The following is a 24,443-nucleotide window of genomic DNA, read 5'->3' as shown; positions in this document are numbered from 1 at the left end:
CAGGCTCGCCGCCGCGGACGTCGGGGTCGTGGCCGCGGGCGCGGCTGGCGACGCGCTCGTCTGCGTGGTCCCCCGCCGCGACGGCGCGAGCGCGGTGCGGGTCGTCGAGGCGGCGCTGGACGCGGTGCCAACCGACGCTGAGTGACGGACCGACGCGAAGTGACGGACCGACGCTGAGTGACGGACCGACGCTGAGTGACGGACCGACGCTGAGTGACGGACCGCTGTGACCGCACCGATCCTGTCCGGGGCGGCCTTTTTGCCGCTCTCGCTCCCAGTCGGTCCCGTGGTGCTCACGACTGCCTTCGTCCTCCACGTGCTCTCCGGGGCCCTGTGGACCGGTGCGACGCTGTACGTCGTCTACGCGACCCTGCCGCGGGCGACCGACGGGACGCTCGGCCGCGACGCGTTCGTCGACGCCGCGCACCGCCTCCTCATGGTCACGCGCTGGACCGGGGTCGTCCTCCCCGCCACGGGCGCGTACATGATCTGGCGGCTGTACACGCCGCTGGAGGCCCTCGCGACGACCGGCCGGGGACGGGCCGTCCTCGCGATGCTGTCGCTGTGGGGCGTGATGAACGGCCTCGTCGAACTGGGCGTCCTCCGGATGCGCCGCGAGGTCGACCCCGAGGTCGGGTGGGGCCGGTACATGGCCGAGGGGTTTCCCATCGACGCGCTCGACGGCGTCGGGCGCACGCCCGGATCCGCCCGGTTGGCGGCGGTCGCCCGACCCTACCTGCTAGCGAGCGCGGGACTGGCCGTCCTGCTGCTCGTCGACGCCGCGCTCCTGGCCGGCGGAGTTCCGGTGTGACGCGGGAGTAGTCCGGGGTAACGCGGGAGCGCGAAGTAACATATAAATGCCCGAGAATCGGCGTTCACTGACGGACGAAGATCAATGCTAACTCCCCACACGAATTACGACCGAACGGCGGGATGTCGTGCGGTTTCCGGTGACGCGTCTCGGGATCGATCGCTCGCAGCCGGCCGGCCGTCAACGAGACATTTATATAGAATCACAATCAATCAAACGCTGTATGAGTCAGCGAATGCAGCAGGGCCAGCCGATGATCATCATGGGCGAGGACGCCCAGCGCGTCCAGGACAAGGACGCACAGGAGTACAACATCTCCGCGGCGCGCGGCGTCGCCGAGTCCGTCCGATCGACGCTCGGACCGAAAGGGATGGACAAGATGCTCGTCACCTCGACGGGCGACGTCACCATCACCAACGACGGCGTCACCATCCTCCAGGAGATGGACATCGACAACCCGACCGCCGAGATGGTCGTCGAGGTCGCCGAGACACAGGAGGACGAGGCCGGCGACGGGACGACCAGCGCGGTCGCCATCGCGGGCGAGCTGCTGAAAAACGCCCAGGACCTCCTCGAGCAGGACATCCACCCGACGGCGGTGATCAAGGGGTTCAACCTCGCGAGCGAGTACGCCCGTGAGCAGGTCGACGAGGTCGCCACCCGGGTCGACCCCGACGACACGGAGACGCTGCGGAACGTCGCCGAGACGTCGATGACCGGGAAGGGCGCCGAACTCGACAAGGAGACCCTCGCCGACCTCGTCGTCCGCGCGATTCAGGGCGTCACGGTCGAGGCCGACGACGGCTCTCACGTGGTCGACCTGGCGAACCTCAACATCGAGACGCGCACCGGTCGCGCGGCGGGCGAGTCCCGCCTGCTCTCCGGCGCGGCGATCGACAAGGACCCGGTCCACGAGGACATGCCGACCGACTTCGAGTCGGCGAATGTCCTCCTCCTCAACGACCCGATCGAGGTCGAGGAGGCCGACGTCGACACCTCCGTCAACGTCGACTCCCCGGACCAGCTCCAGAAGTTCCTCGACCAGGAGGAAGAGCAGCTCCGCGAGAAGGTCGATCAGATCGTCGACTCCGGCGCCGACGTCGTCTTCTGTCAGAAGGGCATCGACGACCTCGCGCAGCACTACCTCGCGAAGGAGGGCATCCTCGCGGTCCGCCGGACGAAGAAGTCCGACCTGACGTTCCTGAAGAACGTCCTCGGCGCGCCGATCGTCACCGACCTCGACTCGCTCACCGCCGACGACCTCGCGGTCGGCTCGATCGAGCGCGACGACGACGAGGAGCTGTTCTACGTCGAGGGCGAGGACGCCCACGGCGTCACGCTCCTCCTGTACGGCACCACCGAGCACGTCGTCGACGAGCTCGAACGCGGCATTCAGGACGCCATCGACGTGGTCTCGACGACCGTCTCCGACGGGCGCACCCTGCCCGGCGGCGGCGCGGTCGAGGTCGAGATCGCGCGCCGCCTGCGCGACTACGCCGACTCCGTCTCCGGCCGCGAGCAGCTCGCGGTCGAGGCGTTCGCGGACTCCCTCGAACTGATCCCCCGCGTGCTCGCGGAGAACGCGGGCCTCGACGCGATCGACCTGCTGGTCGACCTGCGCGCGGCCCACGAGGCCGGCGACCGGAACGCCGGGCTCGACGTGTTCGCGGACGAGGTCGTCGACACGGCCGACGCGGGCGTCGTCGAGACGGCCCACGCGAAAGAGCAGGCGATCTCCTCGGCGGCCGAGGCGGCGAACCTGGTCTTGAAAATCGACGACATCATCTCGGCGGGCGACCTCTCGACGTCGGGCGGCGACGACGAGGGCGGCGCCCCCGGCGGCGGCATGGGCGGCATGGGCGGTATGGGCGGCGCTATGTAAAATCGGTCTCTGACCGGTTTCCATAGACCGTCAGGCTCCGCCTGACGCAGTCGATGTAAGCGAGGTTCCTTCGGAACCTCGGACGGCGAGCGGGGAGCGAAAGCGACCCGCAAGCCGGGAATCCGTCGGAAACAGATCTCCATAGGCGTCGACCCGACCGCGATCGCCCGACGACTTCCCCCGTTCGAACGCTCCGATTTTCCCCCGTTTTCGCGCACTACCCGGTAGCCTCCCCTCTCCCCGAGTCCACGGCCGGGACGGGACGATCGTCGATGCGCCCGCCCCGACCGCCCGTGCGCGCCCGACGCATCCGCGGCCGCACCTCTTTACGGATCCGGGCCGTACGTGACGGTGATGGCGAATCTAACCCTCTACGAACTGGAAGGCTGTCCGTACTGCGCGAAGGTAAAGACGAAGCTGTCGGAACTCGACGTAGAGTACGACTCCGTGATGGTGCCGCGCTCGCACGGCGAGCGCACCGAGGTCGAGGAGGTCTCCGGGCAGACCGGCGTCCCCGTCCTCGTCGACGAGGAGCACGGGGTCGAGGGGATGCCCGAGAGCGACGACATCGTCGAGTACCTCGAAGAGACGTACGGGAGCGCGAGCTAACCCCGAACGGGAGGCTATTTATCCGCCCGCGGCGAGGGTGCGGGCGTGCGACTCGTTCACCGCCCCGAGTCGGGGAGCGACCGGTTTGAGACCGTCCTCGCGAGCGACGTCGACGTCGCGCGCTCGACGCTCGAACGGGCCCGAGGGCTGATGTTCCGACGGTCTGTCCCGGACGACTACGCGCTGGTGTTCCCCTTCGACGAGCCCGACACGCGGTGGCTCCACATGCTGTTCGTGCCGTTCGGGATCGACGCGGTGTGGCTCGTCGACGGTGAGGTGAGGGCGAAAAAGCGGCTCGCGACGTTCGTCGGGCTGGGCCGCGGCCGCGCCGACACCGTCGTCGAACTGCCGGCCGGCGCGGCCGGGTCGGTGGCGGTCGGCGACGAGCTTCGGCTGGTCGAGTGAGCGGGTCCCCGAGAGCTACGTGTCGCCGTCGAACGCGTCGAGGTCGAACAGCTCCGCGTCCTCCGGGAGCGGCTCCTCCGCGGCCCGCAGCGAGAGCTCGATCCGACTCCCGCCGGCCTTGCTCTCGGCGATGTCGAGGCTCCCGCCGCCCGCGGTGACGATCCAGTTCACGTACCAGAGCCCGAGCCCGCTCGCGTGTTCGAGCGGCGTCTCCTCGCCGGTGAGCACGGCGCGCTCGGCCGGCGGGATCCCCGGTCCGTCGTCCGCGACGACGAGCGAGACCCACGACTCGCTCGGCAGCTCCGCGGCCGAGATCCGGACCCGCGGGTCGTCGGCGTCGTTGTGCCGGATCGCGTTGTCGACGAGTTCGGTGATCGCTTCGGGGAGGAACGCGACGGCGGAGACGGCGAGCCCCTCGGGGACGTCGACGTCGACGGCGGCCCGCCCGCGGACGGCCGAGTCGAGCGATTCGAGCGCCGCGTCCACCGCGGGCGCGAGCGCGACCGGCCGCGGCGAGGGGCGCCGGGAGAGCAGCCGCTCCACCTTTCGCGAGGTCTCTCCGAGGCGCAGTAACCGCTCGGCGGTGTCGACGACCCGTTCGAGTTCGGCGGCCAAGTCCGGGTCGTCGATCGCTTCGATGGCCCGCCCGGTGAACCCGGTGACCACGTTGAGGTCGTTCCGGAAGTTGTGGCGCAGTACGCGCGTCAACACCGCGAGTCGCTCCTCCCTGAGCGACGCCTCGGTGAGGTCCTCGCCGACGCCGACCGCGCCGACGACCCGGTCGCCGTCGGTGACGGGACCGACCGAGAGCCGGTACGGGACGCGCTCGCCGGAGCGGGTGAGCAGCCGCGCCTCGCTGGAGACCACCTCGCCCTCGCGGTACACCCGGGCGAGCGCGTCGCTCACGGCCCCCCTCGTCCCCTCGTCGAACAGCGAGGTGAGCGCGCGCCCCGACAGCGACTCGGGCCCGTAGCCGGAGTCGGTCGCCAGCCGGTCGTTCCACCGGGCGAGCGTCCCCTCCTCCGTACAGCGGAACAGCGCGAGCGGCACCGCGGCCGCGACGGCGTCGACCAGTCGGCGCTCCGCGTCGCGTTGGGTCTCCGCGGCGACGCGGTCGGTGGCGTCGGAGAGCCCGACGACGAGCCACTCGTCGCCGGCTATCGTCGCCGCGTGGAGCGCCGCGTCGACCCGGAGCCCCGGGTCGCCGAGCCGGACGTCCCACTCGAACCGCTCGACCGGGGAGTCGGGCCCGCCGGAAGCGGGGGAATCGGCGGCCGCCGCGGCGACGTCGTTGACCGGCTCCCCGGCGACTGTGGTATCCGTCTCGCCGACATCGGAGAGGCCCATCAGCGTCAGCGTGCCGCGGTCGTGCCCGAGGAGGTCGACGGCGGGCGGGTTCGCGGCCCGGATCGTCAGCGTCTCCGGGTCACAGACCAGCGTCGGGGTCGGGATCGCCTCGACGAACGCCCGGAGAATTCCGGTGGCGGCGTCGCCGTCCGACGTCGACGGCGCGTCGCCCGGGGGGTCCGCGTCGCGGTCTCCCATCTGTTGCCTATTGAGACGCTCCGGATATTTGTGTTTATGCTTTTAGGGGTCGCGGCGAGACCCGCCGCGTCGGGGGAGCCAGCGGTTGCGGCTCGATGGAGGCGGGCGGAGTCGGCGTCGCGGCGGGTCAGTCGGCCTTCGCCTGCCAGTCGCGGACGGTGTCGACCCCGACGCCGTCGACGTCGGCCGCCAGGTCGTCCGGGTCGGCCGACTTGAGTTCGTCGACGCCGTCGACGCCGGCGTCTTTCAGCTTCGCGGCGGTCTTCTCTCCGATCCCGTCGACTGCCTGAAGCTCCGACCCCTCCTGGCGGGCCGTGAACTCGCGGTAATTACAGATCGGACACCCCAGCTCCCACGGGTCGTCGCCGGAGTGGACCCGGAGGTGCGGGAGGTCGTGTTCCTCGCAGCGCTCGTCGGTGATCTCGATCTCGCCGCGGCGGGGGAGCGGCAGCGAGTAGTCGCAGTCGGGGTACCGCGTACAGCCGACGAGCCGGGAGCCGGAGCGGAGCCGCTTGATCGCGAGGTCGCCGCCGTGCTCCTCGCCACAGTCCGGACAGACGCCGATCACCTCGTCTTCCTGCTCGTCGGCCTCGTCGGCCTTACACTGCGGGCAGCCGTGGACGAACGTCTTCCGGCCGGCGAGCATCTTCACGCGGCGGAGATCGTGGTCATCGCAGGTCTCGTCGAGGATGATCGGCTTCCCGGTCGAGGGGAGCGGCAGGGTGTACTCGCAGTCGGGGTAGCCGTCGCAGCCGACGAAGTACGACCCCTGCCGCGATTTCCGAACGAGGAGGTCCGAGCCGCACTCCGGACACGGCCCGAGCGTCTTGTCGGCCTTCAGCGACGTCTGGAGGTGGTCACCGACCGCCTCGCGCGACTCGGTGAGGTCGTCGAACACGCGCGAGAGCAGGTCGCGGGAGGCCTCGGTCACCTCGTCGTACTCCTTCTCGCCGGCCGCGATGGCCGCCATGTCCCGTTCGAGCTGGGCGGTCATCTCCTCGCTCACGATCCGGTCGGCGAACTCCTCGGCCGCCTCGACCACCGCCTCGGCCAGCCGGGTCGGCCGGGGCGGGTCGCCCTCGACGTAATTGCGGTCGTACAGCTTCTCGATGGTCCGGTGGCGGGTCGCCTTCGTCCCCAGCTGTCGCTTCTCCATTTCCTCGATGAGCCGGGACTGCCCGTAGCGACGGGGCGGCTGCGTCTCCTTGCCCTCCGTGGCGCGGTCCGACAGCGACAGCGTCTCGCCGACCTCGACGTCGGGAACGATCCGCTCGTTGCTGGAGCGGTACGGGTAGACCTCGTGGTAGCCGGCCTCCAGCAGCCGTTTCCCGTTGGCCTTCAGCCGGAGGCCGCCGTCCGCGACGAGGTCGGCCGGCGTCGCCGCGTCGTCCGGGTTACGGAGCGCGGCGAGCCCGTCGGCGCCCTCGGCGATGGGCGTCGCCTCGCCGTTCGCGAGCGCGACGACGCGCAGGCGCTCCCACGTCGCGGGGTCGGCGCAGGTGGCGAGGAAGCGGCGGACGATCAGCTCGTACACCTCCCACTCGTCGTCGGAGAGGTCCGAGGCCGAGGGGAGCTCGCCGGTCGGGTGGATCGGCGGGTGGTCCGTCGTCTCCTCGTCGCCCTCGGTCGGCTCGATCTCGCGGTCCTCGGCGAGCAGGCTCGCGGCGTCTTGGCCGAACGTCGAGGCCGCCGAGAGCTCCTCGATCAGCTCCTCGGGCTCCAGATCGTCCGGGTACACCGTGTTGTCGGTCCGCGGGTACGTGACGTAGCCCGCGGTGTAGAGGTCCTCCGCGAGGGACATGGCGCGCTGCGCGGAGTAGCCGAGCGACCCCGCCGCGCGGATGAACGCGGTGGTGTTGAACGGCGTCGGCGGGTCGTCGGTCTGTGTCCGACGAGTCACGTCGTCGACGGTCGCGCCCTCGGCCGCGGCGAGCGCCTCGGTGAGCGTCTCGGCGACCGCCTCGTCCCAGACGCGCTCGCGCTCGTTGCCCTCGTCGTTTAAGTAGAAGTAGCGCGCCTCGAACGGGTCGCCGCCCGACTTCGCCAGCTCGCCCGTCAGCTCCCAGTAGGACTCGGGGTCGAACGCCTGGATCTCGCGCTCGCGGTCCACGATGAGCTTGAGCGTCGGCCCCTGGACCCGGCCGACCGAGATGAAGTCGTCGCCCATCTGTCGCGCGGACAGCGAGAGGAACCGAGTGAGCGCCGCGCCCCACGTGAGGTCGATAGTCTGGCGGGCCTCGCCGGCGGCCGCCAGCTCGAAGTCGAGGTCGTCGGGGTTCGCGAACGCCTCCCGGACCTCGTTCTCCGTGATCGACGAGAAGCGCACGCGGTCGACGGGGACGCCCTCGTTCACCTCGCGGACGAGCTCGTACGCCTCCTTGCCGATCAGCTCGCCCTCGCGGTCGTAGTCGGTCGCGATGACGACCCGCGAGGCGTTGCGGGCGAGCCGCCGGAGCGCGGCGACGATCCCCTCCTGCGTCGGGGTCTTCGTGACGGGCGCGTCGATCAGCTCGACGGGCTCGACGTCGCGCCAGTCGTTGTACTCGGCGGGGAAGTCGACGCCGACGACGTGGCCGGAGAGCCCGATACACCGCTTGCCGCCCCACTCGTAGACGTTGACGTCGTTCATCCGCTCCGCGGTCGCGGACTCGCCGCTCAGGATGTCGGCGATGCGCCGCGCCGCGTTGTCCTTCTCCGTGATTATCAGCTCGGGGCCGCGACTCATTGCGCCGAGATAGGCCGCTCCCGGGTCTAAAGCTTTCGCGACGCGAGATTGCGGGCAGGCTCGGGGACGGATGGCCTCAAAGAACGAATCGGCGCGCGACCGTCACCGGGCCGCGTCGTCGGACTCGGCGAGGAACTCCGCGTCGGTGGCCTCGCGGTACGGTTCCGGCGGTTCGTCGTCCGCGTCGAGTTCGCGCCGAGCGAGGTGGTTCTCGAGTTGGCGGCGCTTGTTCCTCCCTTTCCGCTCGCGGCCCGATTTCGTGTCTGGCATCGTCATCCGTGTGAACACTTCCCACACATATGAATCTTGTGTCGGTGTGCGGACGTGTCCGAGAGCAGCAGGAGGGGACGCGATCGGAGCAGCGCAGGCCCACAGCGGCTGGCTATTTAAATGTCGACGGGCGGCAGCGACAGTCACTTATAAACAAGAGCGGTGGCGCGCGCCTCCGAGCGCCCGCAGGGCGCGAGGAGCGCCGCGCGAGGGAGTCGGGCGCTCCGAGGGCGACCGAAGGGAGCCCGAAGGACGCGCCCGACGAGGCTGGGGAGGCGTGAGGCTGCGGTTGCGGTGCGGTCGGGCGGGACTCAAAGGGGCAGCCGCGAGGGCGGCGTAGGCGTTCACGAGAGCAGAGCTCTCGTGAGCCAATCAGAACGCGAAGCGTTCTGATGACGACGCAAGGACCGCAGGAGCGAGCGAAGCGAGCGACGAGGAGCGTGGTTCGAGAGAGCTTCGCTCTCTCGTCATCCCGAAAATCTTCGATTTTCGGGCGACAGCGAGCGTACGCCGCCCTCGCGGCTGGGGCTTTGGAGGAGTTCGCCGTCGATCCGCAGTCAACCGTTTATAAACAATCAACAGCGACGTCAGTCGTTTGCTTATAAATAGACAATTAGACAGGGTCGCCGACACCCGACTCGCTCGTCGCTGTCGCTCCTCGCTCGTTGTTGCGACAGCGAAGCGCCAGGAGAGGGATTTGAACCTCAGTCGTTCCGCTCGCAATCGAGGTGCTCGCTTCGCTCGCACCTCGCACCGCTCGCTCCACTCCCTGGTTCAAATCCCTCCGTCAGGGTTTTCGACGAACGGCTCGCTCCGCTCGCCGTGTTGTTCGTCGAAAACGCCAGGAGAGGGATTTGAACCCCCGATCCCGGATGGGAACACGCTTTCCAGGCGTGCGCCTTACCACTCGGCCATCCTGGCTCACGCGGAGATAATCCGGTGCGACTGTTAAGTCCTTCTTTTCGCACGCACCCGGGCCTCGGCGAGGTACGTAATACCGGCCGACGCGGCCGCGACCGCGACCGCGACGAGCGCCAACCCCCCGAACCCGATCGGCAGCGATCCGGGCCCGAGGAGCCGGTACCCCTGCGCGAGGACAAGGAAGGCGAACCCGCCGACGATCCCCCACAGCGCCGCCGAGCGCACTCGGGCGCGCGGGGTCGCCGCCGCGCCGGGCGCGGGCACGGACCCGTCGGTCGCGGCGTCCGACTCGCTCCCCGGCTCGGAACCGCCCTCGCCGTCGGCCATCTACTCGACGACGGCGACCGCCTCGATCTCGACGCCGGCGCCCTTCGGGAGCGCGCCCGCCTCGACCGCGGAGCGGGCCGGCGGCGACTCGTCGAAGTAGCCGGCGTACGTCTCGTTCATCTCGTCGAAGTCGTCGATGTCGGCCATGAACACCGTCGTCTTGAGCACGTCCTCGGGACCGGCGCCCGCCTCCTCCAGCACCGCGAGGAGGTTGTCGAGCGCCTGCTCCGTCTGGACCGCGATCGGCGCGTCGTCGAGCAGGTCGCCCTCGGGCGTCAGCGGGATCTGCCCGGCCGTGAACACGAGGTCGCCGTCGGTCGCCGCCTGGCTGTACGCGCCCACCGCCGCCGGGGCGTCGTCCGTGTGAATCGTCTCCTTCATGCGGGTGCGACTTCGACCGGCGGCCTCAAGAGTACTCTGGAGCGGAGCCCGCCGATTCCGGCTGAACCGGACCGTCCGACCCGGCCGAGCGGCGTCGCCGCCCCGGGCGACCCGTCCCACCGTCAGACACAAAACGCTGGGATGGTAACAGTACGCATATGACGGGTGACCAGCTCCTCCCGCTCGCCGCGATATTCGTCGGCATCGCGGCGCTCAACCTCGCGGTGACCTGGCTGCTCGTCCGGCGGAGCCGCGACCCCGCGGAGCTGTTCGGCTCGGTCGCGACCGGGTCGTCTGACGCGGACGGCGACGGGGAGGGCGTCGGCCCGACGCTCGCGCTCGGCCGCGACCCGGACGCCGACCGGACGGGCGAGGAGGGCGACGGGGACGGTCCCCCGCCGCTCGACGCCGACGGGGAGACGGTCGTCTGCCGGCACTGCGGCGCCGAGAACCGCACCGGCTACCAGTACTGTCGGTGGTGCGTCCGGTCGGGGTTCGCGGGCGGGGACGCCGGGGCCACCGCGGAGGCCGCCATGACCGAGCGGTCGCTGTGAGCGGGTGACGGTCGCGATGCCCGCAGACAGAGGTGGTCAGGCCGCGTCGACCTGACACCCGGCCGCGTAGTCGATACCGTCGATGGCGTCGATACCGTCGTCGCCGCACACCGGACAGTCCGGGTCGCGCGCGTACGGCACGGTCTCGAACGAGAGGTCCATCGCGTCGTAAAACAGCATCCGCCCGACGAGCGGCTCGCCGACGCCGACGAGCAGTTTCACCGCTTCCGTCGCCTGGAGGCAGCCGACGGTCCCGGGCAGGACGCCGAGGACGCCGGTGCTGGCGCAGTCCGGCACCGTTCCGGGTTCCGGCGGCTCCGGGAACAGACAGCGGTAGCAGGGGCCGTCGGGCGAGAGCGTCGTCACCTGCCCCTCGAACTTGTAGATGGCGCCGTGCGAGACGGGAACGCCCTCGATCCGGGCGGCGTCGTTCACCACGTAGCGGGTGGCGAAGTTGTCCGAGCAGTCGACGATCACGTCGTAACCGGAGATCAGTTCCCGGGCGTTGCCCGCGTCGAGCCGGAGTTCGTGGCGCTCGACGTCGACGTCGGGATTGAGGTCGGCGACGAAGTCGGCCGCCGAGTCGACCTTCGTACGCCCCACGTCGTCGTCGCCGTGGATCACCTGTCGCTGGAGGTTCGACCGCTCGACGTCGTCGTCGTCGACGATGCCGATCGTTCCGACGCCCGCGGCCGCGAGGTACTGGATCGCGGGCGATCCGAGTCCGCCGGCGCCCACGACGAGGACGCGTCCGTCGAGCAGTCGCTTTTGCCCCTCCGGACCGACGTCGTCGAGGATGACGTGCCTGGAGTAGCGGTCGAGTTGGGTCGCGTCGAGCGAGAGGCTCATGTCAGCACCCTGTACGGGCGCGGATATAATCGTGTTCCCGATCGCCGGTCGGGACGCCGCGGCCGGCGCTTCCCGAGCCGCCGCCGCGCGGACCGCGTTCACTCCGTCGACGCCGCCACGGCGTCGGTCATCCAGCAGTCGTCCACGTCGCCGAGGGAGCTGTCCGTGTCCCCGCTCCCGCCGCCGACGCGGACGAGCCGGAACTCGTAGCGGCCGGTGACGCTGCCGTTCTCCCGGGTGACGACCTCGACAGAGGCGGCGCCGTCGGCGATCTCGGGAACCGAGTACTCGGCGGTGTCGTACGTGAGCATCGGCGCGTACAGCGGCGTCTCGAACAGCTCAACGTACTCTCCGGTGGAACCGACCAGATCCTTGTTCCGCGGCGACGCGAACGCCCGCAGGGTCCGGATACCGTCGTTCGTCGCGTTGTCGTTGTACCGGAGCGCGTTCATCTGGATCTGGACGACCTGAAGCGCGGACCGCTCGCAGGTGGGCGCGAGGGCGGTGTTCCGCTCGGCCTCACCGGTCGGGTCGCCGTCCGCGACCGAGACGGTGTTCGCGCCGTCGTCGTCGCCTCCGAGCGACCCCTCGCTCCCGTCGTCGCTTCCGTTTGCCGGCCCGGTCGCGCCCGACTCGGTCGGTCCGGGGTCGGTCGTTCCGTCGTCCCCGACGCCGGCGACACCACCGAGTCCGTCGATTCCGGCGGTTCCAGCGGCGAACCCGGCCCCGGCCGCCGCGACGAGGAGCGCGACGACGGCGACCGCCGCGAGGACGGTCCGGGGAGACCGCCGATCGCTCGGCGCGTCGGCGGTGACGGACTCGGTCGCCGCCGCCTCGCCGCTCGGATCGGACGCGGCGGCGTCGCTCGGTCGGTCGTGAGCCCGCGAATCGTCGGCCGATTCGGCGGCGGGCCGGTCGGTGGGTGAGGGAGCGGTATCGCCTCTAGTCGCGTCCGACGCGACGGCGTCCATCGCCGTTCCGTCGTCGGCCGCCGTTCCGTCGCCGTCGACATCGGTCTCACCGTCGCCTCCGTCGTCCACCGCGTCGGTGTCGGAAGCGGCCGCGCAGTCGTACGCTTCGGACCGGACCGAGACGCCGAGGAGTCGGTCGGCGAGCGCGTTCGCTTCCGCCGGCGGGACGGCGTAGAGGAGCCGTTCGCGGAGGTCCGCCGGCGTCACCAGGTCGGCGTCGAGTTCGGAACCGAGGTCGTCGAGCGAGTCGCTCGCGACGACGACCGCGTCGACGGCGTCGTCGGGGGCGGCGTGACCATCGGGGACGCCTCGGTCCGCGGCCGCGACGGCGAGCAGTTCGGTCCGGCGGTCCCCCTCCCACACCGCGATGCGCGGCGGGTCGACCTCCACCTCGTCGGCGGTCGCCGCGTACGCCTCGGCGACGAGCGTCGCGAAGGCGTCGCTGTCGAGCGACTCGAGTTCGGTCGCGAACGCGTCGAGGGGGATGGGGCTGCTCGCGGTCACTTGGCGATCGCCACGTACTATTGGTAGTATGTGACGCGGTCTCTTTGCTCTTGCGTCGAGGAGAGACGGAGCGGCCGCTCGCCGTGAGAGCGGACCGCGAGTAAAACGTCGGAGCGGTCGAGGGCGCTACTTGCCCTGCCGGTCGTTCGAGGTGACGCTCGGGCGCGTCTTCTCGGTGCCCTTGCCGCGCTTGCGCTGGCCGCGGCCCTTGATGCCGGCGGAGGTGAGCCCGCGGTACGCGCGGCCCTTGTGGTCGTCGGAGCAGATCCAGTTCAGGTCGTCGTCGTTCTCGATCGCGGGGTGGGCGGGGTCAACGAGGATAACCTCGTGCCACTTCTGGGAGCCGTCCTCACCGACCCAGTAGGAGTTGAGCACGCGGAGGTTGCGGTACTTCCGCGAGGCGCGCTCCTCGGCGATGCGCTGGATCGACTTGCGCCGCGAGACGCGGTTGACGCCCTGGCGTTTCGAGCGGCGGCCCGCCTTGAAGCGCTGCTTGCGCGAGCCGCCCTTCCGGACGCTCACGCGGGCGACGATGACGCCCTGTTTGGCCTTGTAGCCCAGTTCGCGGGCCTTGTCCAGCCGGGTGGGGCGCTCGATGCGCTCGATCGCGCCCTGATCGCGCCACTCCTGTTTGCGCTGCCACTGCAGCTCCGCCAGTTTCCCCTCCTTGGGGGACCGCCACGCCTCCTTGATGTGCGAGTAGAAGCTTCGTGCCATTGTGTGTCCGCGGACGGTTGCGATTCAGCCGCGAGGGGCCACATATCGTCTCGTCCCGGGGCGCGCGGCGGCCGATCCGACCGCGGTCCCGGCGGCGAGTGCCCGCTGTGTCCGCACCAGCGAGTTAGCGAGAATACCCGCGGTCCGCTCTTAACCGCTTCGCTCCGCGGGTCGCGTGCGGAGATGTGGCACGCGGAGAGCGGAGGCGGACGGACGGGCGGTCTCTTCCGGGGTCGCGCGGTCGGACGGGCCGTTCGCAAACGCGCGCTCGGCTTATGTTGCGGGGACCGCGACGGATCCGTGGGCGCGGACGGTCGCGACCGCCGGCGTTCCGGCCGAGCGCGCGTCCGCGTCGTGGCGTTCCGGTCGACCGCCGAGCCGTTCCCCCGGGGCGGTCGACCCCCGCGCCGAGCGGACAGAGGCACACGCCGCGGTCGCCGACCGCGCCGCGGCCCGCACGCTCTGAGACCGCCCCGCGTCGATCGATTAAAGTTCACTTGTATCGATGAACTGCTAGTGGTACACATCGACGACGCGTCGGGACGCCGCGGGCTCGACGGAGGGGGTTCCGGATGGGCGACGTGAGGCTCGTCGTCGTCGCCGGAACGACCGAGACGGCCGCGATCGACGGGATCAGCGCCGCGGGCGCCGACCCGGAGCTGCGCGTCCACACGCCGAGCGCCGACCTCGAAATCGTCGAGGCGGGGCGCCCCGCGCCGGACTCCCCCGTGCCGGTGAGCCCGAACGGCTGTCCGACGCCCGCGGTCGTCACCCGCGCGGTCCGCGAACTGCTCGGCCCCGAGTCGCTCCCCGTCGAGTTCCTCGACGCCGGACTCGGAGCGCCCACCGCGGCGACGGTCCGGGACGTCGGCGCCGCACCGGGCGGCGACGTCCGCGACCCGGAACCGGTTCCGGAGGCGGCGACCGTCTTCGAGCGCGCCCGGGCGTCGGCCCCCGAACTCGCCGGGGCGGGCGAGGGCGACGACGGATCGGCCGCCGAACTGCTCGTCGCGGAGACGATCCCCGGCGGGACGACGACCGCGCTCGGCGCGCTGACCGCGCTCGGCGAGCGCGCCGCGGTCTCCTCGTCGCTGCCGGCGAACCCGATCGAGCGCAAGCGGCGCGTCGTCGCCGAGGGGCTGGACGCGAGCGGCCTCGACCCGGGCGACGCGGCCGGCGAGCCGATCGAGGCGGTCCGGCTGGCCGGGGACCCGGTCCTCGCCGCGGTCGCCGGCCTGATCGTCGGCTGCGCGGACGCCGGGATCGACGTCACCCTCGCGGGCGGCACGCAGCTCGCGGCCGCGGCGGCGCTCGCCCGACACGCCGGCGTCGACCGCCCGCTCCCGCTGGCGACCACGTCGCTGGTCGCCGACGACCCGACCGCCGACCTGCCCGCGCTCGCCGCCGACCTCGACCTGACGCTCGCGGCGGCCGACCCGGGGTTCGCCGAGGGCGACCACCCCGCGATGGCGGCGTACGCCCGCGGCGAGGCGAAGGAGGGCGTCGGCATGGGCGGGGCGCTCGCGCTCGCGGAGCGCGCCGGCGTCGCCGACGCCGCCGTCCGCGACCGGATCGCCGCCGTGACCGACCGACTGCTCGCGGAGCGCGCGCCGGGCGACGGGAGCGGCGACGCGGAACCCCGCGGTTCGGCCCCGTCGAACGGGGGCGGTCCGCGGTGAGGGGACTCGTCCTCGCCGGCACGGCCTCCGGCGTCGGCAAGACCGTGGCGACGCTCGCGGCGCTGCGCGCGTTCGAGGCGGCGGGGCGGACCGGCCAACCGGCGAAGGCGGGCCCGGACTTCATCGACCCGAGTCACCACGCTCGGGTCGCGGATCGACCGTCGCGGACGCTCGACCCGTGGCTTCAGGGTGAGGGCGGGCTCCGGCGGAACTACGCCCGCGGCGACGGCGACGTCTGCGTCGTCGAGGGGATGATGGGGCTGTACGACGGCAGCGCCGCCAGCACGGCCGGCGTCGCCGCCGCGCTCGACCTGCCCGTCGTCCTCGTCGTCGACGCGAGCGCCGGGATGGAGAGCGTCGCGGCGACCGCGCTGGGGTTCGCGGCGTACGCCGACCGCACGCCGCACGAGGTCGACGTGGCCGGGGTGATCGCCCAGCGCGCGCACGGCGGCCGCCACGCCGACGGGATCCGCGAGGCGCTCCCCGACGAGCTCGCCTACTGCGGCCGGGTCCCGCCCCGCGAGGACCTGGAGATCCCCGACCGGCATCTCGGACTCCGGATGGGCGAGGAGACGCCGCTCGACGAGGCGGCGCTCGACGCCGCCGCCGAGACGCTCCGGACGGACCGGCTGCTCGACATGGCTCGGGAGCCGACGCCGCCGACGGACGACCCGGCCGCCGGGAAGACCGGCGAGGGCGACGGCTCCGGTGCCGGCGACGAACCTCCGCGGATCGCGGTCGCGGACGACGCCGCGTTCCGGTTCGTCTACCCGGCGACCCGCGAGCGGCTCGCCGAGCGCGCGACCGTCGTCCCGTTCGCGCCCGCGGCCGGCGACGACCTCCCGCCCTGCGACGGCGTCTACCTCCCCGGCGGCTACCCGGAGCTCCACGCCGCGGCGCTCGCCGAGGGGCCCGCGCTCGGGTCGATCGCGGACGCCGCGGCCGAGGGCACCCCCGTCCTCGGCGAGTGCGGCGGGCTGATGGCGCTCGCCGAGACGCTGACGACGGTCGACGGCGAGACGCACGAGATGGCGGGCGTCCTCCCCGCGAGCGTCGAGCGGCGCGAACGATATCAGGCGCTCGACCACGTCGAACTGCGGGCGCGGCGGGACGCGCTCACGGCGAGCGCCGGGGAGCGGCTCCGCGGTCACGAGTTCCACTACTCCGCGGCCGACGTCGCCCCCGACGCCCGGTTCGCGTTCGACGTGGAGCGCGGGACCGGGATCGACGGCGATCGCGAGGGACTCGTCGAGCACCGCACCCTCGGCACGTACTGTCACCTCCACGCCGCGAGCGGGGCGTTCGACGCGTTCCTCGACGAGGTGAAAGGGTGACGGGGGCCGGCTTCCTCCCGGCCCCGGCCGTCACGCTCCTCGCCCCGCTTCTCCTCGCGGTCGCGCTGGACCTCGCGTTCGCGGAGCCGCCACGGCGGATCCACCCGGTCGCGCTGTTCGGGCGCGTCGTCGCGCCGTTCGACCGGGAGTGGGCCCGTCCGGGGCTCGTCGGCGTCGCGGTCGCGGTCGCGCTCCCGCTCGCCGCGGCCGGGGTCTGCGGCGGGAGCGTCGCGCTCGCCGCCGAGTACGGGCCGCAGACCGGCGGCGTTCCGGTCCTCGCCGTCGCGGTCGCGGCCGCCGTCTGCTTCTCGGCCGCAAGCCTCCGGATGCTGTGCGACGTAACGGGCGAGGTCGTCGCGGAGAGCGAGGGGGACCCGGACGCGGCCCGCGAGTCCGTCCGGGCGCTCGTCGGGCGCGACCCCGCCGCCCTCTCGCCGGGCGACCTCCGGAGCGCCGCGGTCGAGAGCGCGGCCGAGAACCTCGCGGACGGGTTCGTCGCGCCGCTCGGCTGGTTCGTCGCCGGCGCGACCGGCGCCGTCGCGCTCGGGGCGGCCGGCGGCCTCCCGGCGACCGCGGCGGGCGCGCTGGCCGCGGGGGTCGCCGCCGCGGCGTGGGCGAAGGCCGTGAACACGCTCGACTCGATGCTGGGCTACCGGTCGAAGCCGGTCGGCCGGGCGAGCGCCCGCCTCGACGACGCCGCCATGTTCCTCCCGGCGCGGGCCGCGGCGTGCTGTCTCGCCGTCGCCGCCCGGTCGCCCGAGAGCCTGCGGCGCGCGCGGTCGCTGGCCCGCGAGCCCGCCTCCCCGAACTCGGGATGGCCGATGGCGACCGCCGCGGTCGCGGTCGGCGTCCGCTTGGAGAAGCCGGGCGCGTACGTCCTCGCCGGGGGGTCGGAGCCGCCGACGCCCGCTGCCGCCCGCGACGCCGTGCGGCTCGTCGGCGCCGCCGGCGGCGTCGCGGTCGCGGCCGCGACGGGGTGGCTCCTCGCGCTCACGGGGGTGGTCGCGTGGTCGTGAGCCGCGCGGTCGCGGCGCTTCGCGGGGCGCTCGGGTTCTGCTCGCGGGTCCCCGTCGGCGGCGGCGAGGGCGACTGGGAGGCGTTCCGCCGCGCGCCCGCGGCGATGCCGGCGGTCGCCTACGCGCTCGGCGGCCTGATCGCGCTCCCGGTCGTCGCGGCGGCGCTGGGACCGGTCCGGGTGCCCACCCCCACGTTCGCGGCGGCGTTCCCCGCGTGGATCTACCTCGTCACCGGGATCACGCACCTCGACGGCGTCGCGGACCTCGGGGACGCCGCGGTCGTCCACGGCGACGCCGACCGGCGACGCGAGGTCATGAAGGACTCCGCGCTCGGCGTCGGGGGGACGCTCGCGCTCGCGTTGACGGTCTTCGCCGTCGCGGCCGCGGGGACGGTGACCGTCGACCTCGCCCGCCTCTCGCTCGTCGACGCCGTCGCCCTCGTGGTCGCCGCCGAGGTGGGCGCGAAGGCCGCGACGGCGACGCTCGTCTGCGTCGGGGAGGCCCCCCACGAGGGGCTCGGATCCGCGCTGACCGGGGAGTCCGGCCCGCGCGCGCTCGGCGGCGTCGCGCTCGCGACGGCCCCCGCCGCGCTGTTCGGCGCGTCGGCCCTCCTCGCGGGCGGCGGCGCGTTCGGGACCGCCGTCTCCCCGGCCGCGACCCTCGCCGCCGCGCTCGCCGTCGCCGGGGTCGCGTACGCCTGGGCGAACGCGCGCCTCGGCGGGGTCAGCGGCGACGTCCTCGGCGCGACGAACGAGGTGGCCCGCGTCGTCGGGCTCCACGCGGGGGTGATCGCGTGGACGCTCTCGTGATGTGCGGCGGCCGGGGGACGCGACTCGGCGACGGCGAGAAGCCGCTCGCGGCGGTCGCCGGGCGGCCGATGGTCGACCGCGCGCTCGACGCCCTCGCCGCGAGCCGGGTCGAGACCGCGTACGCGGCCGTCTCGCCGCACACCCCGCGAACGCGAGAACGACTGGTCGAGCGCCAGAGCGGTGGCGGGACCGAGCCGGAACCGGAGCCGCCCGAACTCGCCGTCGTCGACACGCCGGGCGACGGGTACGTCGCGGACCTTCAAGCGGCGCTGGCCGAGGGACCGACGGCGCCGACGCTCGCCCTCGCGGTCGACCTCCCGCTGCTCGACGGGGCGACCGTCGACGCGGTCCTCGACGCCCACGCCGCGGCGGCCGCCGACGCGCTGTCGGTCCGCGTGCCCGCGGCGCGCAAGCGGGAGCTGGGCGCGAGCGCCGACGCCGCGACCCGGTACGAGGAAACGCCCGCCGATCGCGTCCCCGCCGGCGTCAACGTCGTCGGCGCGCTCGACGGCGCCGGCGACGAGGCCGCCCGGGTCACCCGCGACGCCCGCCTCGCCGTCAACGTCAACCGCCCGGGAGACCGCCGACTCGCCGAACGGATCCTCGCCGGCGACCCGGACGCGCCCGCGCTCCCGAGCGGCGGGGTCGGCTGGCTCGACGCGGGCGACGCGGGCGAGGGGTCGGCGGGAGGTGAGTCGCGATGAACCGCGAGCGCGCGGCGGCGCTCGGCCGCGAGCCGCACGGGAGCAGCGACGACCCCGACCTGCTGGACTTCAGCGCGAACGCGAACCCCGAGGTCCCCGAGGGGGTCGAGCGCGCGTACCGCGCGGCCTTCGAGGCGGCGCGGACGTATCCGCCGGAGCCGCCCGAGGCGTTCCGGCGGGCCGCGGCCGACTACGTCGACTGCGACCCGGAGCAGGTCGTGCCGACGCCGGGCGGGCTGGCGGCGATCCGGGCCGCGGTCGCGCTCGCGGTCGACGAGGGGGACACCGCGCTGCTCCCGGCGCCGAGTTTCGGGGAGTACGCCCGCGAGGTCCGGCTTCAAGGGGGCGAGCCGGCGTTCGTCGACGCCGAACGCGTCCTCGACGCCGACCCGAGCGGCCACGCGCTCGCGGTCGTCTGTACGCCGAACAACCCGACCGGAACCGCCTACGACCGCGACGCGCTCCTCGCGTTCGCGGAACGCTGTCGCGCGGCCGGGGCCGTCCTCCTCGTCGACGAGGCGTTCCTCGGGTTCACCGAGCGCGCGTCGCTCGCGGGGAGCGACGGCGTCGTCGTCGCGCGGGCGCTCACCAAGCTGTTCGGCCTCCCCGGGATCCGGACCGGCTTCGCTGTCGCGACGGGCGACCTCGGCGCGGCGCTACGGGGCGCCCGCCGGACGTGGAACCTGAGCGCCCCGGCGCTCGCGACCGGCGAGTTCTGCCTCCGACAGGACGAGTTCGTCCGCGAGACCCGCGAGCGCGTGCGGCGGGAGCGCGAGCGGCTGCGCGACGCCCTCGCCGAGCGGTACGACGTGGCCCCCTCCGAGGCGCCGTTCCTCCTCCTCGACGTCGGCGACCGCGACGTCGACCGCGTGATCGAGCGGGCCCGCGAGCGGGGCGTCGCCGTCCGCGACGCGCGGTCCTTCCGCGGCCTCGACGCGCACGTCCGGGTCGCGGTGCGCCGCCCGGCAGAGAACGACCGCCTCCTCGCGGCGCTCGGCGTCGGCGGTGACGGGGCCGGGGAGGGCGGGTCGGACGGTGACGGAGGGGTGGAGAGCGATGTTTGAGGCGACAGTTCGCGAGGGCGTCCTCCGGCTCCGGCGACCGGGGACGCGCTGGCTCTCGACGGGGTGGGACGGCGGGCGGTCGCGGGCGGCGGCCGCGTACAACGTGACCGTCCCGGCGGGGTTCGACCGGACGGACCTCGCGATCTACCGCGACGAGCGGCTGGCGCGAGCGGAGTTCGGAGCGAAAGAACGCACCGCCGCCGACCGCGACGCGCCGCCGACCCTGTTCACGGGCGTCTCGATGGACCACGCCCGGGGCGCGCGGCTCGGACCGGTCGTCGCGTACGCGACCGTCGGGCTCTCGAACCCCGCGATGCTGCCGACGGAACCGGCGGCCGCGGCCGAGTCCCGCGAGCCGACGGGCGACACCGAGACCCCGCCGGAACCCGGAACGGTCAACCTGATCCTCGGGACGACGCGGCGGCTGGCGCCCGGGGCCGCGGCGAACCTCGTCGCGGTCGCGGCCGAGGCGAAGGCGGCGACGCTGCTCGCGGCGGCCGGGGTCCCGGGAACGACGAGCGACGCGGTCGTCGTCGGCGACGACCCGACAGGCGAGCCCGCCGAGTTCTCGGGCAGCGCCACGGCGGTCGGCGGGGCGGCCCGCGCCTGCGTCCGGGACGCGGTCCGCGCGAGCCTGCGGTCGCGGTACCCGGACGGCGACGTGCCCGGGTCGGCGGCGGACGCCGAACACGGCGTCGTCACCGACGAGCGGGCGGAGGTTTTCGACCCATGACAACGACCCACGACGACACGGACGACACGGACGAGGCACCGAGCGACGACGACCGGGCGCCGACGGACGGCGACTCAGCCGCCCGAACCCCGGGCGGCGGCGCGGCGCCCGAGCCGCGGCCGATCGAGCCGGCGGCGCCCGAGGAGTTCGGGCTGGTCCAGGTCTGGTGGGGGGACGGCAAGGGGAAGACCACGGCGGCGATGGGGATGGGCTTCCGGGCCGCGGGCCACGGCTACCGCGTCCACATGCTCCAGTTCATGAAGGGCGGCGCGGACAGCGTCGAGGGCGTTCGCGGCGAGTACAACGCGATCGCGGCCGTGCCGGGGTTCTCCTACGAGAACGCCGGCCACTACGGCTGGCACGGCCTGCTCGACGGGTCGGCCGACGACGAACACGAGGCGAAGGCGACGGCCGCCTTCGAGCGCGCGGAGGCGCTCGTCGCGGGCGCGGCCGACGCGGACCTGACCGACCCGCTCCCGCTCGACGGCGAGCCCGAGGACGGCGTCCACATGCTGATCTTCGACGAGCTGCTGTACGCGGCCGACCGCGGGCTCGTCGACCCCGACGACGTGGTCCGTCTCGTCGAGTCGAAGCCGGACGACCTCGAACTCGTCCTCACCGGGAGCCACGCCGAACCGGAGTACCTCGACGGCGTCGCCGACCTGATCACGAACGTCCGCAAGGTCGCGCACCCGTTCGACGACGGGCAGCGCGCTCGGCGGGGCACGGAGTACTGAGGATGGAGGCCGGGTTCGCGTGAGCGACGCCGACGCGACGGCGGCCGACGGCGGCGCCGACGAGACCGAAGCGGCGGACCGCGACGCCGACACCGTCCTGATCGCGGGCACGGCGAGCCACGTCGGCAAGAGCACGCTGGCGGCCGGGCTCTGCCGACTGCTCGCGCGGCGGGGCGTCTCCGTCGCGCCGTACAAGGCCCAGAACATGAGCAACAACGCCCGGGTCGCGCTCGCGCCTGACGGCGAGTGGGGCGAGATCGGCGTCTCCCAGCGCGTCCAGGCGCGGGCGGCCGAGGTCCCGGCGACGACCGACATGAACCCCGTCCTGCTCAAGCCCCGCGGCGGCGGCGAGTGCCAAGTGATCGTCGACGGCGAGGCGGTCGCGAACGCCCCGGCGTCGGCGTACTACGACGAGCACTGGGACGACGCCCGCGCCGCCGCGGTCGCGGCCCACGAGCGCCTCGCGGCCGACCACGACGCCGTCGTCGCGGAGGGCGCGGGGAGCATCGCCGAGATCAACCTCCGCGACCGCGACCTCGCGAACGTCGAGTGCGCCCGGTTCGCGGACGCGGCGGTCCTGATCGCGGTCGACATCGAGCGCGGCGGCGCGTTCGCGAGCCTCTACGGGACCCTCGAACTGCTCCCCGACGACCTCCGCGAGCGCGTCCGCGGCGCCGTGATCACGAAGTTCCGGGGCGACCCGACCCTCCTCGAACCCGGCATCGAGGAGATCGAGGAGCGGACCGGTGTGCCGATCGTCGGCGTCGTCCCGCACGACGACCCGGGGCTCCCGGCGGAGGACAGCCTCTCGCTGCCGGAGGCGGCGACGGGAGACGGCGACCGGGGTGACGGAGGGACCGGCCGCGACGCCGGCGTCCTCGGCGCCGACGACGGCGTCTCCGAGGAGGCGGCCGTCCGGATCGGCGTTCCGCGGCTCCCGCGCATCTCCAACTTCACCGACCTGGAGCCGCTGGCGCGCGAGCCGGGGGTCCGCGTCGCCTACCTGCCGCTCGACGCCGCGCTCGACGGCGTCGACGCGGTCGTCCTCCCTGGCTCAAAGAACACCGTCGACGACCTGCTCGCGCTCCGCGAGGCGGGGTTCGACGCGGCGCTGCGCGCCTTCGACGGCCCGGTCGTCGGCGTCTGCGGCGGGTATCAGATCCTCGGCGAGCGGCTCGTCGACGCCGACGTCGAGGGCGTCGGCGACCGCGAGACGGTTCCGGGGGTCGGGCTCCTCCCGGTCGAGACCGAGTTCTCGGCTGAGAAGCGCGTCGAGCGCGTGACGTGCGCCGTCGACGGCGTCGGGCCGATCGCGGGCGCCGAGGGGCGCGCGACCGGCTACGAGATCCGCGCCGGACGGACGCGGCTCCTCGATGACGCCGCGAGCGGCGACTTAACGACAGAGCCCCTCGGCGCCGAGAGCGTCGCCACCGACCGCGTCCTCGGGACCTACCTCCACGGGCTCTTCGAGACGGCGGTCGTGCGCGACGCCTTCGTCGAGCGGGTCTTCGCGAGCGGGGGTCGGACGCGCCCGGATGGCGCGGCGACCGACCGGTCCCCGTACGAACGCGCGGCCGACCTCGTCGCGGACAACGTGGATCTGGCCGCCGCCGGGCTCGACGGCCTCCTCGGATCGACGGAGTGAGGCGAGAGGCGGATCCGGCGGCGGAAAGTATATTGTTCCAAGCACCCAATACTGTCGCATGAGCGACGCAGCCGACGCGGACGAACCGACGGGCGACGACGCGAGGACCGAGCGCGAACGCATCCGCGAACGGAAGCGGCGGGAGCTCGAAGCGCGTCTCGACGAGGGCGACACGCTCGACGGGGCCGCCGGAACCGACGCCGGCGACGACGGTGGGGCGGGGACTCCGAGCGAGCCGGTTCACGTGAACGGAACGGAGGATTTCCAGCGGACGGTCGACGACCACGACGTGGTCCTCGTGGACTGCTACGCCGACTGGTGCGGCCCGTGTCAGATGATGGAGCCGGCGATCGAGGCGCTCGCGGCCGAGACCGACGCGGCGGTCGCGAAGGTCGACGTCGACGCGAACCAGGCGGTCGCTCAGCAGCTCGGCGCGCGCAGCATCCCGACGCTCGTCCTGTACGCGGGCGGCGAGGCGGTCGACCGGTTCGTCGGCGCGCAGGACCGCGCGACGCTCGAATCCGCGATCGACGAGCACGCCGCCTGAGACGAGAGCGCCGTCAGTTCTCGGCCAGCGTCTCTTTGAGGAGCTTCCGCTGTGCCGTCGCGAGGTGTTCGGCGAACGTCGACGGGGAGATGTCGAGCGCGTCGGCGACCGCGCGCGCGTTGGCGTCGCGGGGGCGCTCGAAGTACCCCATCCGGTAGGCGGTCCGCAACACCTCGCGCTGGCGGTCGGTGAGCCGGCCGCGGTCGACGAGGGTCCGGTCCGACGCCCCGTCGTCGCGCGCCGTGCCCTCGACGAGGTAGCGGACTTCGACGCGCTCCGCGCTCCCGTCGAGCGCAGAGACGACGTCGCGCAGGCGTTCGAGTTCGGGGAGATGGAGCGTCAAGAGGAGGACGCCGTCCTCGGCGCGGGCGTCCGCGATGGGGCAGTCGAGCTCCTCGATAATCCGGCAGGCGCACCCCCCGTCGCGCGGGCGGTCGTACCGGTACACCCGCTCGTCGCCGAGGTCGACCACCGACTCGGGGTCCGGGATGCCCTCCGCGGTGTCGACCGCGTCCGGGTGGCGGACGCGGAACTCCTCGGTGTGCGTGTCGCCCGCGTGCGTCCAGTTGATGCCAGTAATCGGGCCGTCGTGGGCTGTCGACGCGTCGACGAGCGGGCAGTTCCCCGTCCCGTGGATCGCGATCCCCGCCCGGACGCCGTCGGGCGTCGCGGGGTCGCCGGGGGACTTCCCGTCGGTTCCCATC

At 73.1% G+C, this 24,443-nt stretch carries 24 protein-coding genes and 1 tRNA gene; 15 read left to right on the top strand and 10 right to left on the bottom strand.

What is annotated here, in order from left to right; genetic code table 11:
- The first annotated feature begins 286 nt into the window (after positions 1-286).
- The 4 genes from EXE42_RS09040 (at position 287) to EXE42_RS09025 (ending at position 3,707) form a co-directional block, all read left to right on the top strand.
- Entirely contained in the window at positions 287-811 is a 525-nt protein-coding gene (locus tag EXE42_RS09040) for a copper resistance protein CopD (protein ID WP_092920872.1), read from the top strand.
- Between the two features lie 235 nt (positions 812-1,046).
- Positions 1,047-2,693 (top strand): thermosome subunit beta, encoded by a 1,647-nt coding sequence (thsB, locus tag EXE42_RS09035; protein ID WP_092921343.1) that lies wholly within the window; start codon positions 1,047-1,049, stop codon positions 2,691-2,693.
- 354 nt (positions 2,694-3,047) lie between these two features.
- A complete protein-coding gene (locus EXE42_RS09030) occupies positions 3,048-3,302 on the top strand; it encodes a glutathione S-transferase N-terminal domain-containing protein (RefSeq protein ID WP_092920871.1) in 255 nt (84 codons plus the stop codon).
- Between the two features lie 45 nt (positions 3,303-3,347).
- A complete protein-coding gene (locus EXE42_RS09025) occupies positions 3,348-3,707 on the top strand; it encodes a DUF192 domain-containing protein (RefSeq protein ID WP_137706368.1) in 360 nt (119 codons plus the stop codon).
- A 15-nt stretch (positions 3,708-3,722) separates the two neighbouring features.
- Here the strand turns inward: EXE42_RS09025 and EXE42_RS09020 are convergent, their stop codons facing one another.
- The 6 genes from EXE42_RS09020 to EXE42_RS09000 form a co-directional block, all read right to left on the bottom strand.
- Positions 3,723-5,252, bottom strand: a complete 1,530-nt coding sequence (locus EXE42_RS09020) for a PAS domain-containing protein (protein ID WP_137706367.1) — start codon at positions 5,250-5,252, stop codon at positions 3,723-3,725.
- Positions 5,253-5,379: 127 nt separating this feature from the next.
- Entirely contained in the window at positions 5,380-7,977 is a 2,598-nt protein-coding gene (locus tag EXE42_RS09015; protein ID WP_137706366.1) for a DNA topoisomerase, read from the bottom strand.
- A 102-nt stretch (positions 7,978-8,079) separates the two neighbouring features.
- Positions 8,080-8,247, bottom strand: coding sequence for a hypothetical protein (locus EXE42_RS19310; RefSeq protein WP_006111840.1), 168 nt, complete (start codon positions 8,245-8,247; stop codon positions 8,080-8,082).
- 839 nt (positions 8,248-9,086) lie between these two features.
- Positions 9,087-9,168: transfer RNA gene (locus EXE42_RS09010), tRNA-Ser, on the bottom strand.
- 27 nt (positions 9,169-9,195) lie between these two features.
- Entirely contained in the window at positions 9,196-9,495 is a 300-nt protein-coding gene (locus EXE42_RS09005) for a hypothetical protein (protein WP_092920867.1), read from the bottom strand.
- A complete protein-coding gene (locus EXE42_RS09000) occupies positions 9,496-9,876 on the bottom strand; it encodes a Rid family detoxifying hydrolase (protein ID WP_092920866.1) in 381 nt (126 codons plus the stop codon).
- Positions 9,877-10,034: 158 nt separating this feature from the next.
- Here EXE42_RS09000 and EXE42_RS08995 point away from each other — a divergent pair, with 158 nt between their 5' ends.
- Positions 10,035-10,430 carry a zinc ribbon domain-containing protein gene (locus tag EXE42_RS08995; RefSeq protein ID WP_092920865.1) on the top strand — a complete coding sequence of 132 codons (396 nt, stop codon included), beginning with the start codon at positions 10,035-10,037 and terminating at the stop codon, positions 10,428-10,430.
- A 36-nt stretch (positions 10,431-10,466) separates the two neighbouring features.
- Here the strand turns inward: EXE42_RS08995 and EXE42_RS08990 are convergent, their stop codons facing one another.
- From EXE42_RS08990 to EXE42_RS08980, 3 genes are all read right to left on the bottom strand, one after another.
- Entirely contained in the window at positions 10,467-11,279 is an 813-nt protein-coding gene (locus tag EXE42_RS08990) for a molybdopterin-synthase adenylyltransferase MoeB (RefSeq protein WP_092920864.1), read from the bottom strand.
- A gap of 98 nt (positions 11,280-11,377) precedes the next feature.
- Positions 11,378-12,754 (bottom strand): hypothetical protein, encoded by a 1,377-nt coding sequence (locus EXE42_RS08985; RefSeq protein ID WP_137694835.1) that lies wholly within the window; start codon positions 12,752-12,754, stop codon positions 11,378-11,380.
- Between the two features lie 126 nt (positions 12,755-12,880).
- Positions 12,881-13,471 (bottom strand): 50S ribosomal protein L15e, encoded by a 591-nt coding sequence (locus EXE42_RS08980; RefSeq protein ID WP_137694834.1) that lies wholly within the window; start codon positions 13,469-13,471, stop codon positions 12,881-12,883.
- A gap of 572 nt (positions 13,472-14,043) precedes the next feature.
- Here EXE42_RS08980 and EXE42_RS08975 point away from each other — a divergent pair.
- Genes EXE42_RS08975 through trxA form a run of 10 tightly spaced genes read left to right on the top strand, consistent with a single transcriptional unit; the run spans position 14,044 to position 23,739 of the window.
- Positions 14,044-15,150, top strand: a complete 1,107-nt coding sequence (locus tag EXE42_RS08975; RefSeq protein WP_137706365.1) for a nicotinate-nucleotide--dimethylbenzimidazole phosphoribosyltransferase — start codon at positions 14,044-14,046, stop codon at positions 15,148-15,150.
- Positions 15,147-16,484, top strand: a complete 1,338-nt coding sequence (locus tag EXE42_RS08970; RefSeq protein WP_137706364.1) for a cobyrinic acid a,c-diamide synthase — start codon at positions 15,147-15,149, stop codon at positions 16,482-16,484. The genes EXE42_RS08975 and EXE42_RS08970 overlap by 4 nt, the downstream gene beginning before the upstream one ends.
- Positions 16,481-17,500, top strand: a complete 1,020-nt coding sequence (locus tag EXE42_RS08965; RefSeq protein WP_137706363.1) for a CobD/CbiB family cobalamin biosynthesis protein — start codon at positions 16,481-16,483, stop codon at positions 17,498-17,500. Before EXE42_RS08970 ends, EXE42_RS08965 begins: the two co-directional genes overlap by 4 nt.
- Complete coding sequence (locus EXE42_RS08960) at positions 17,497-18,309, top strand: adenosylcobinamide-GDP ribazoletransferase (RefSeq protein ID WP_092921340.1); 813 nt, start codon at positions 17,497-17,499, stop codon at positions 18,307-18,309. Before EXE42_RS08965 ends, EXE42_RS08960 begins: the two co-directional genes overlap by 4 nt.
- Positions 18,309-19,013 (top strand): NTP transferase domain-containing protein, encoded by a 705-nt coding sequence (locus tag EXE42_RS08955; RefSeq protein ID WP_137706371.1) that lies wholly within the window; start codon positions 18,309-18,311, stop codon positions 19,011-19,013. The genes EXE42_RS08960 and EXE42_RS08955 overlap by 1 nt, the downstream gene beginning before the upstream one ends.
- The gene (locus EXE42_RS08950; protein ID WP_137706362.1) at positions 19,010-20,077 is read left to right on the top strand and encodes an aminotransferase class I/II-fold pyridoxal phosphate-dependent enzyme; all 1,068 of its coding nucleotides are present in this window, start codon (positions 19,010-19,012) and stop codon (positions 20,075-20,077) included. Before EXE42_RS08955 ends, EXE42_RS08950 begins: the two co-directional genes overlap by 4 nt.
- Positions 20,070-20,810, top strand: coding sequence for an adenosylcobinamide amidohydrolase (locus EXE42_RS08945; protein WP_137706361.1), 741 nt, complete (start codon positions 20,070-20,072; stop codon positions 20,808-20,810). The genes EXE42_RS08950 and EXE42_RS08945 overlap by 8 nt, the downstream gene beginning before the upstream one ends.
- Positions 20,807-21,547 carry a cob(I)yrinic acid a,c-diamide adenosyltransferase gene (locus EXE42_RS08940; protein WP_092920847.1) on the top strand — a complete coding sequence of 247 codons (741 nt, stop codon included), beginning with the start codon at positions 20,807-20,809 and terminating at the stop codon, positions 21,545-21,547. Before EXE42_RS08945 ends, EXE42_RS08940 begins: the two co-directional genes overlap by 4 nt.
- A 19-nt stretch (positions 21,548-21,566) precedes the next feature.
- Positions 21,567-23,192, top strand: a complete 1,626-nt coding sequence (locus EXE42_RS08935; protein WP_137706360.1) for a cobyric acid synthase — start codon at positions 21,567-21,569, stop codon at positions 23,190-23,192.
- 58 nt (positions 23,193-23,250) lie between these two features.
- On the top strand, positions 23,251-23,739 hold the full coding sequence (gene trxA / locus EXE42_RS08930; protein ID WP_137706359.1) for a thioredoxin: 489 nt from the start codon (positions 23,251-23,253) through the stop codon (positions 23,737-23,739).
- Between the two features lie 13 nt (positions 23,740-23,752).
- On the opposite strand, the gene EXE42_RS08925 is transcribed toward trxA, so the two are convergent.
- Positions 23,753-24,442, bottom strand: a complete 690-nt coding sequence (locus tag EXE42_RS08925; protein WP_137706358.1) for a helix-turn-helix domain-containing protein — start codon at positions 24,440-24,442, stop codon at positions 23,753-23,755.
- Position 24,443 lies beyond the last annotated feature (1 nt).

Origin of the sequence: Halorubrum sp. SP3 (assembly GCF_005435195.1) — an archaeon.
Lineage (GTDB): Archaea > Halobacteriota > Halobacteria > Halobacteriales > Haloferacaceae > Halorubrum > Halorubrum sodomense.
The sequence above is the reverse complement of the archived record's forward strand: the minus strand, read 5'-3'. Positions and strand labels throughout refer to the sequence as shown.

Excerpts from the sequence above, each read along its gene's own strand:
- EXE42_RS09020 (WP_137706367.1), bottom strand. The coding sequence starts at position 5,252 with ATGGGAGACCGCGACGCGGACCCCCCGGGCGACGCGCCGTCGACGTCG.
- EXE42_RS09030 (WP_092920871.1), top strand. The coding sequence starts at position 3,048 with ATGGCGAATCTAACCCTCTACGAACTGGAAGGCTGTCCGTACTGCGCG.
- EXE42_RS08975 (WP_137706365.1), top strand. The coding sequence starts at position 14,044 with ATGGGCGACGTGAGGCTCGTCGTCGTCGCCGGAACGACCGAGACGGCC.
- EXE42_RS09015 (WP_137706366.1), bottom strand. The coding sequence starts at position 7,977 with ATGAGTCGCGGCCCCGAGCTGATAATCACGGAGAAGGACAACGCGGCG.
- EXE42_RS08925 (WP_137706358.1), bottom strand. The coding sequence starts at position 24,442 with ATGGGAACCGACGGGAAGTCCCCCGGCGACCCCGCGACGCCCGACGGC.
- EXE42_RS09000 (WP_092920866.1), bottom strand. The coding sequence starts at position 9,876 with ATGAAGGAGACGATTCACACGGACGACGCCCCGGCGGCGGTGGGCGCG.
- EXE42_RS08945 (WP_137706361.1), top strand. The coding sequence starts at position 20,070 with ATGTTTGAGGCGACAGTTCGCGAGGGCGTCCTCCGGCTCCGGCGACCG.
- EXE42_RS08995 (WP_092920865.1), top strand. The coding sequence starts at position 10,035 with ATGACGGGTGACCAGCTCCTCCCGCTCGCCGCGATATTCGTCGGCATC.
- EXE42_RS08990 (WP_092920864.1), bottom strand. The coding sequence starts at position 11,279 with ATGAGCCTCTCGCTCGACGCGACCCAACTCGACCGCTACTCCAGGCAC.
- EXE42_RS09005 (WP_092920867.1), bottom strand. The coding sequence starts at position 9,495 with ATGGCCGACGGCGAGGGCGGTTCCGAGCCGGGGAGCGAGTCGGACGCC.
- EXE42_RS08950 (WP_137706362.1), top strand. The coding sequence starts at position 19,010 with ATGAACCGCGAGCGCGCGGCGGCGCTCGGCCGCGAGCCGCACGGGAGC.
- EXE42_RS08955 (WP_137706371.1), top strand. The coding sequence starts at position 18,309 with ATGTGCGGCGGCCGGGGGACGCGACTCGGCGACGGCGAGAAGCCGCTC.
- trxA (WP_137706359.1), top strand. The coding sequence starts at position 23,251 with ATGAGCGACGCAGCCGACGCGGACGAACCGACGGGCGACGACGCGAGG.
- EXE42_RS19310 (WP_006111840.1), bottom strand. The coding sequence starts at position 8,247 with ATGCCAGACACGAAATCGGGCCGCGAGCGGAAAGGGAGGAACAAGCGC.
- thsB (WP_092921343.1), top strand. The coding sequence starts at position 1,047 with ATGCAGCAGGGCCAGCCGATGATCATCATGGGCGAGGACGCCCAGCGC.
- EXE42_RS08980 (WP_137694834.1), bottom strand. The coding sequence starts at position 13,471 with ATGGCACGAAGCTTCTACTCGCACATCAAGGAGGCGTGGCGGTCCCCC.
- EXE42_RS08940 (WP_092920847.1), top strand. The coding sequence starts at position 20,807 with ATGACAACGACCCACGACGACACGGACGACACGGACGAGGCACCGAGC.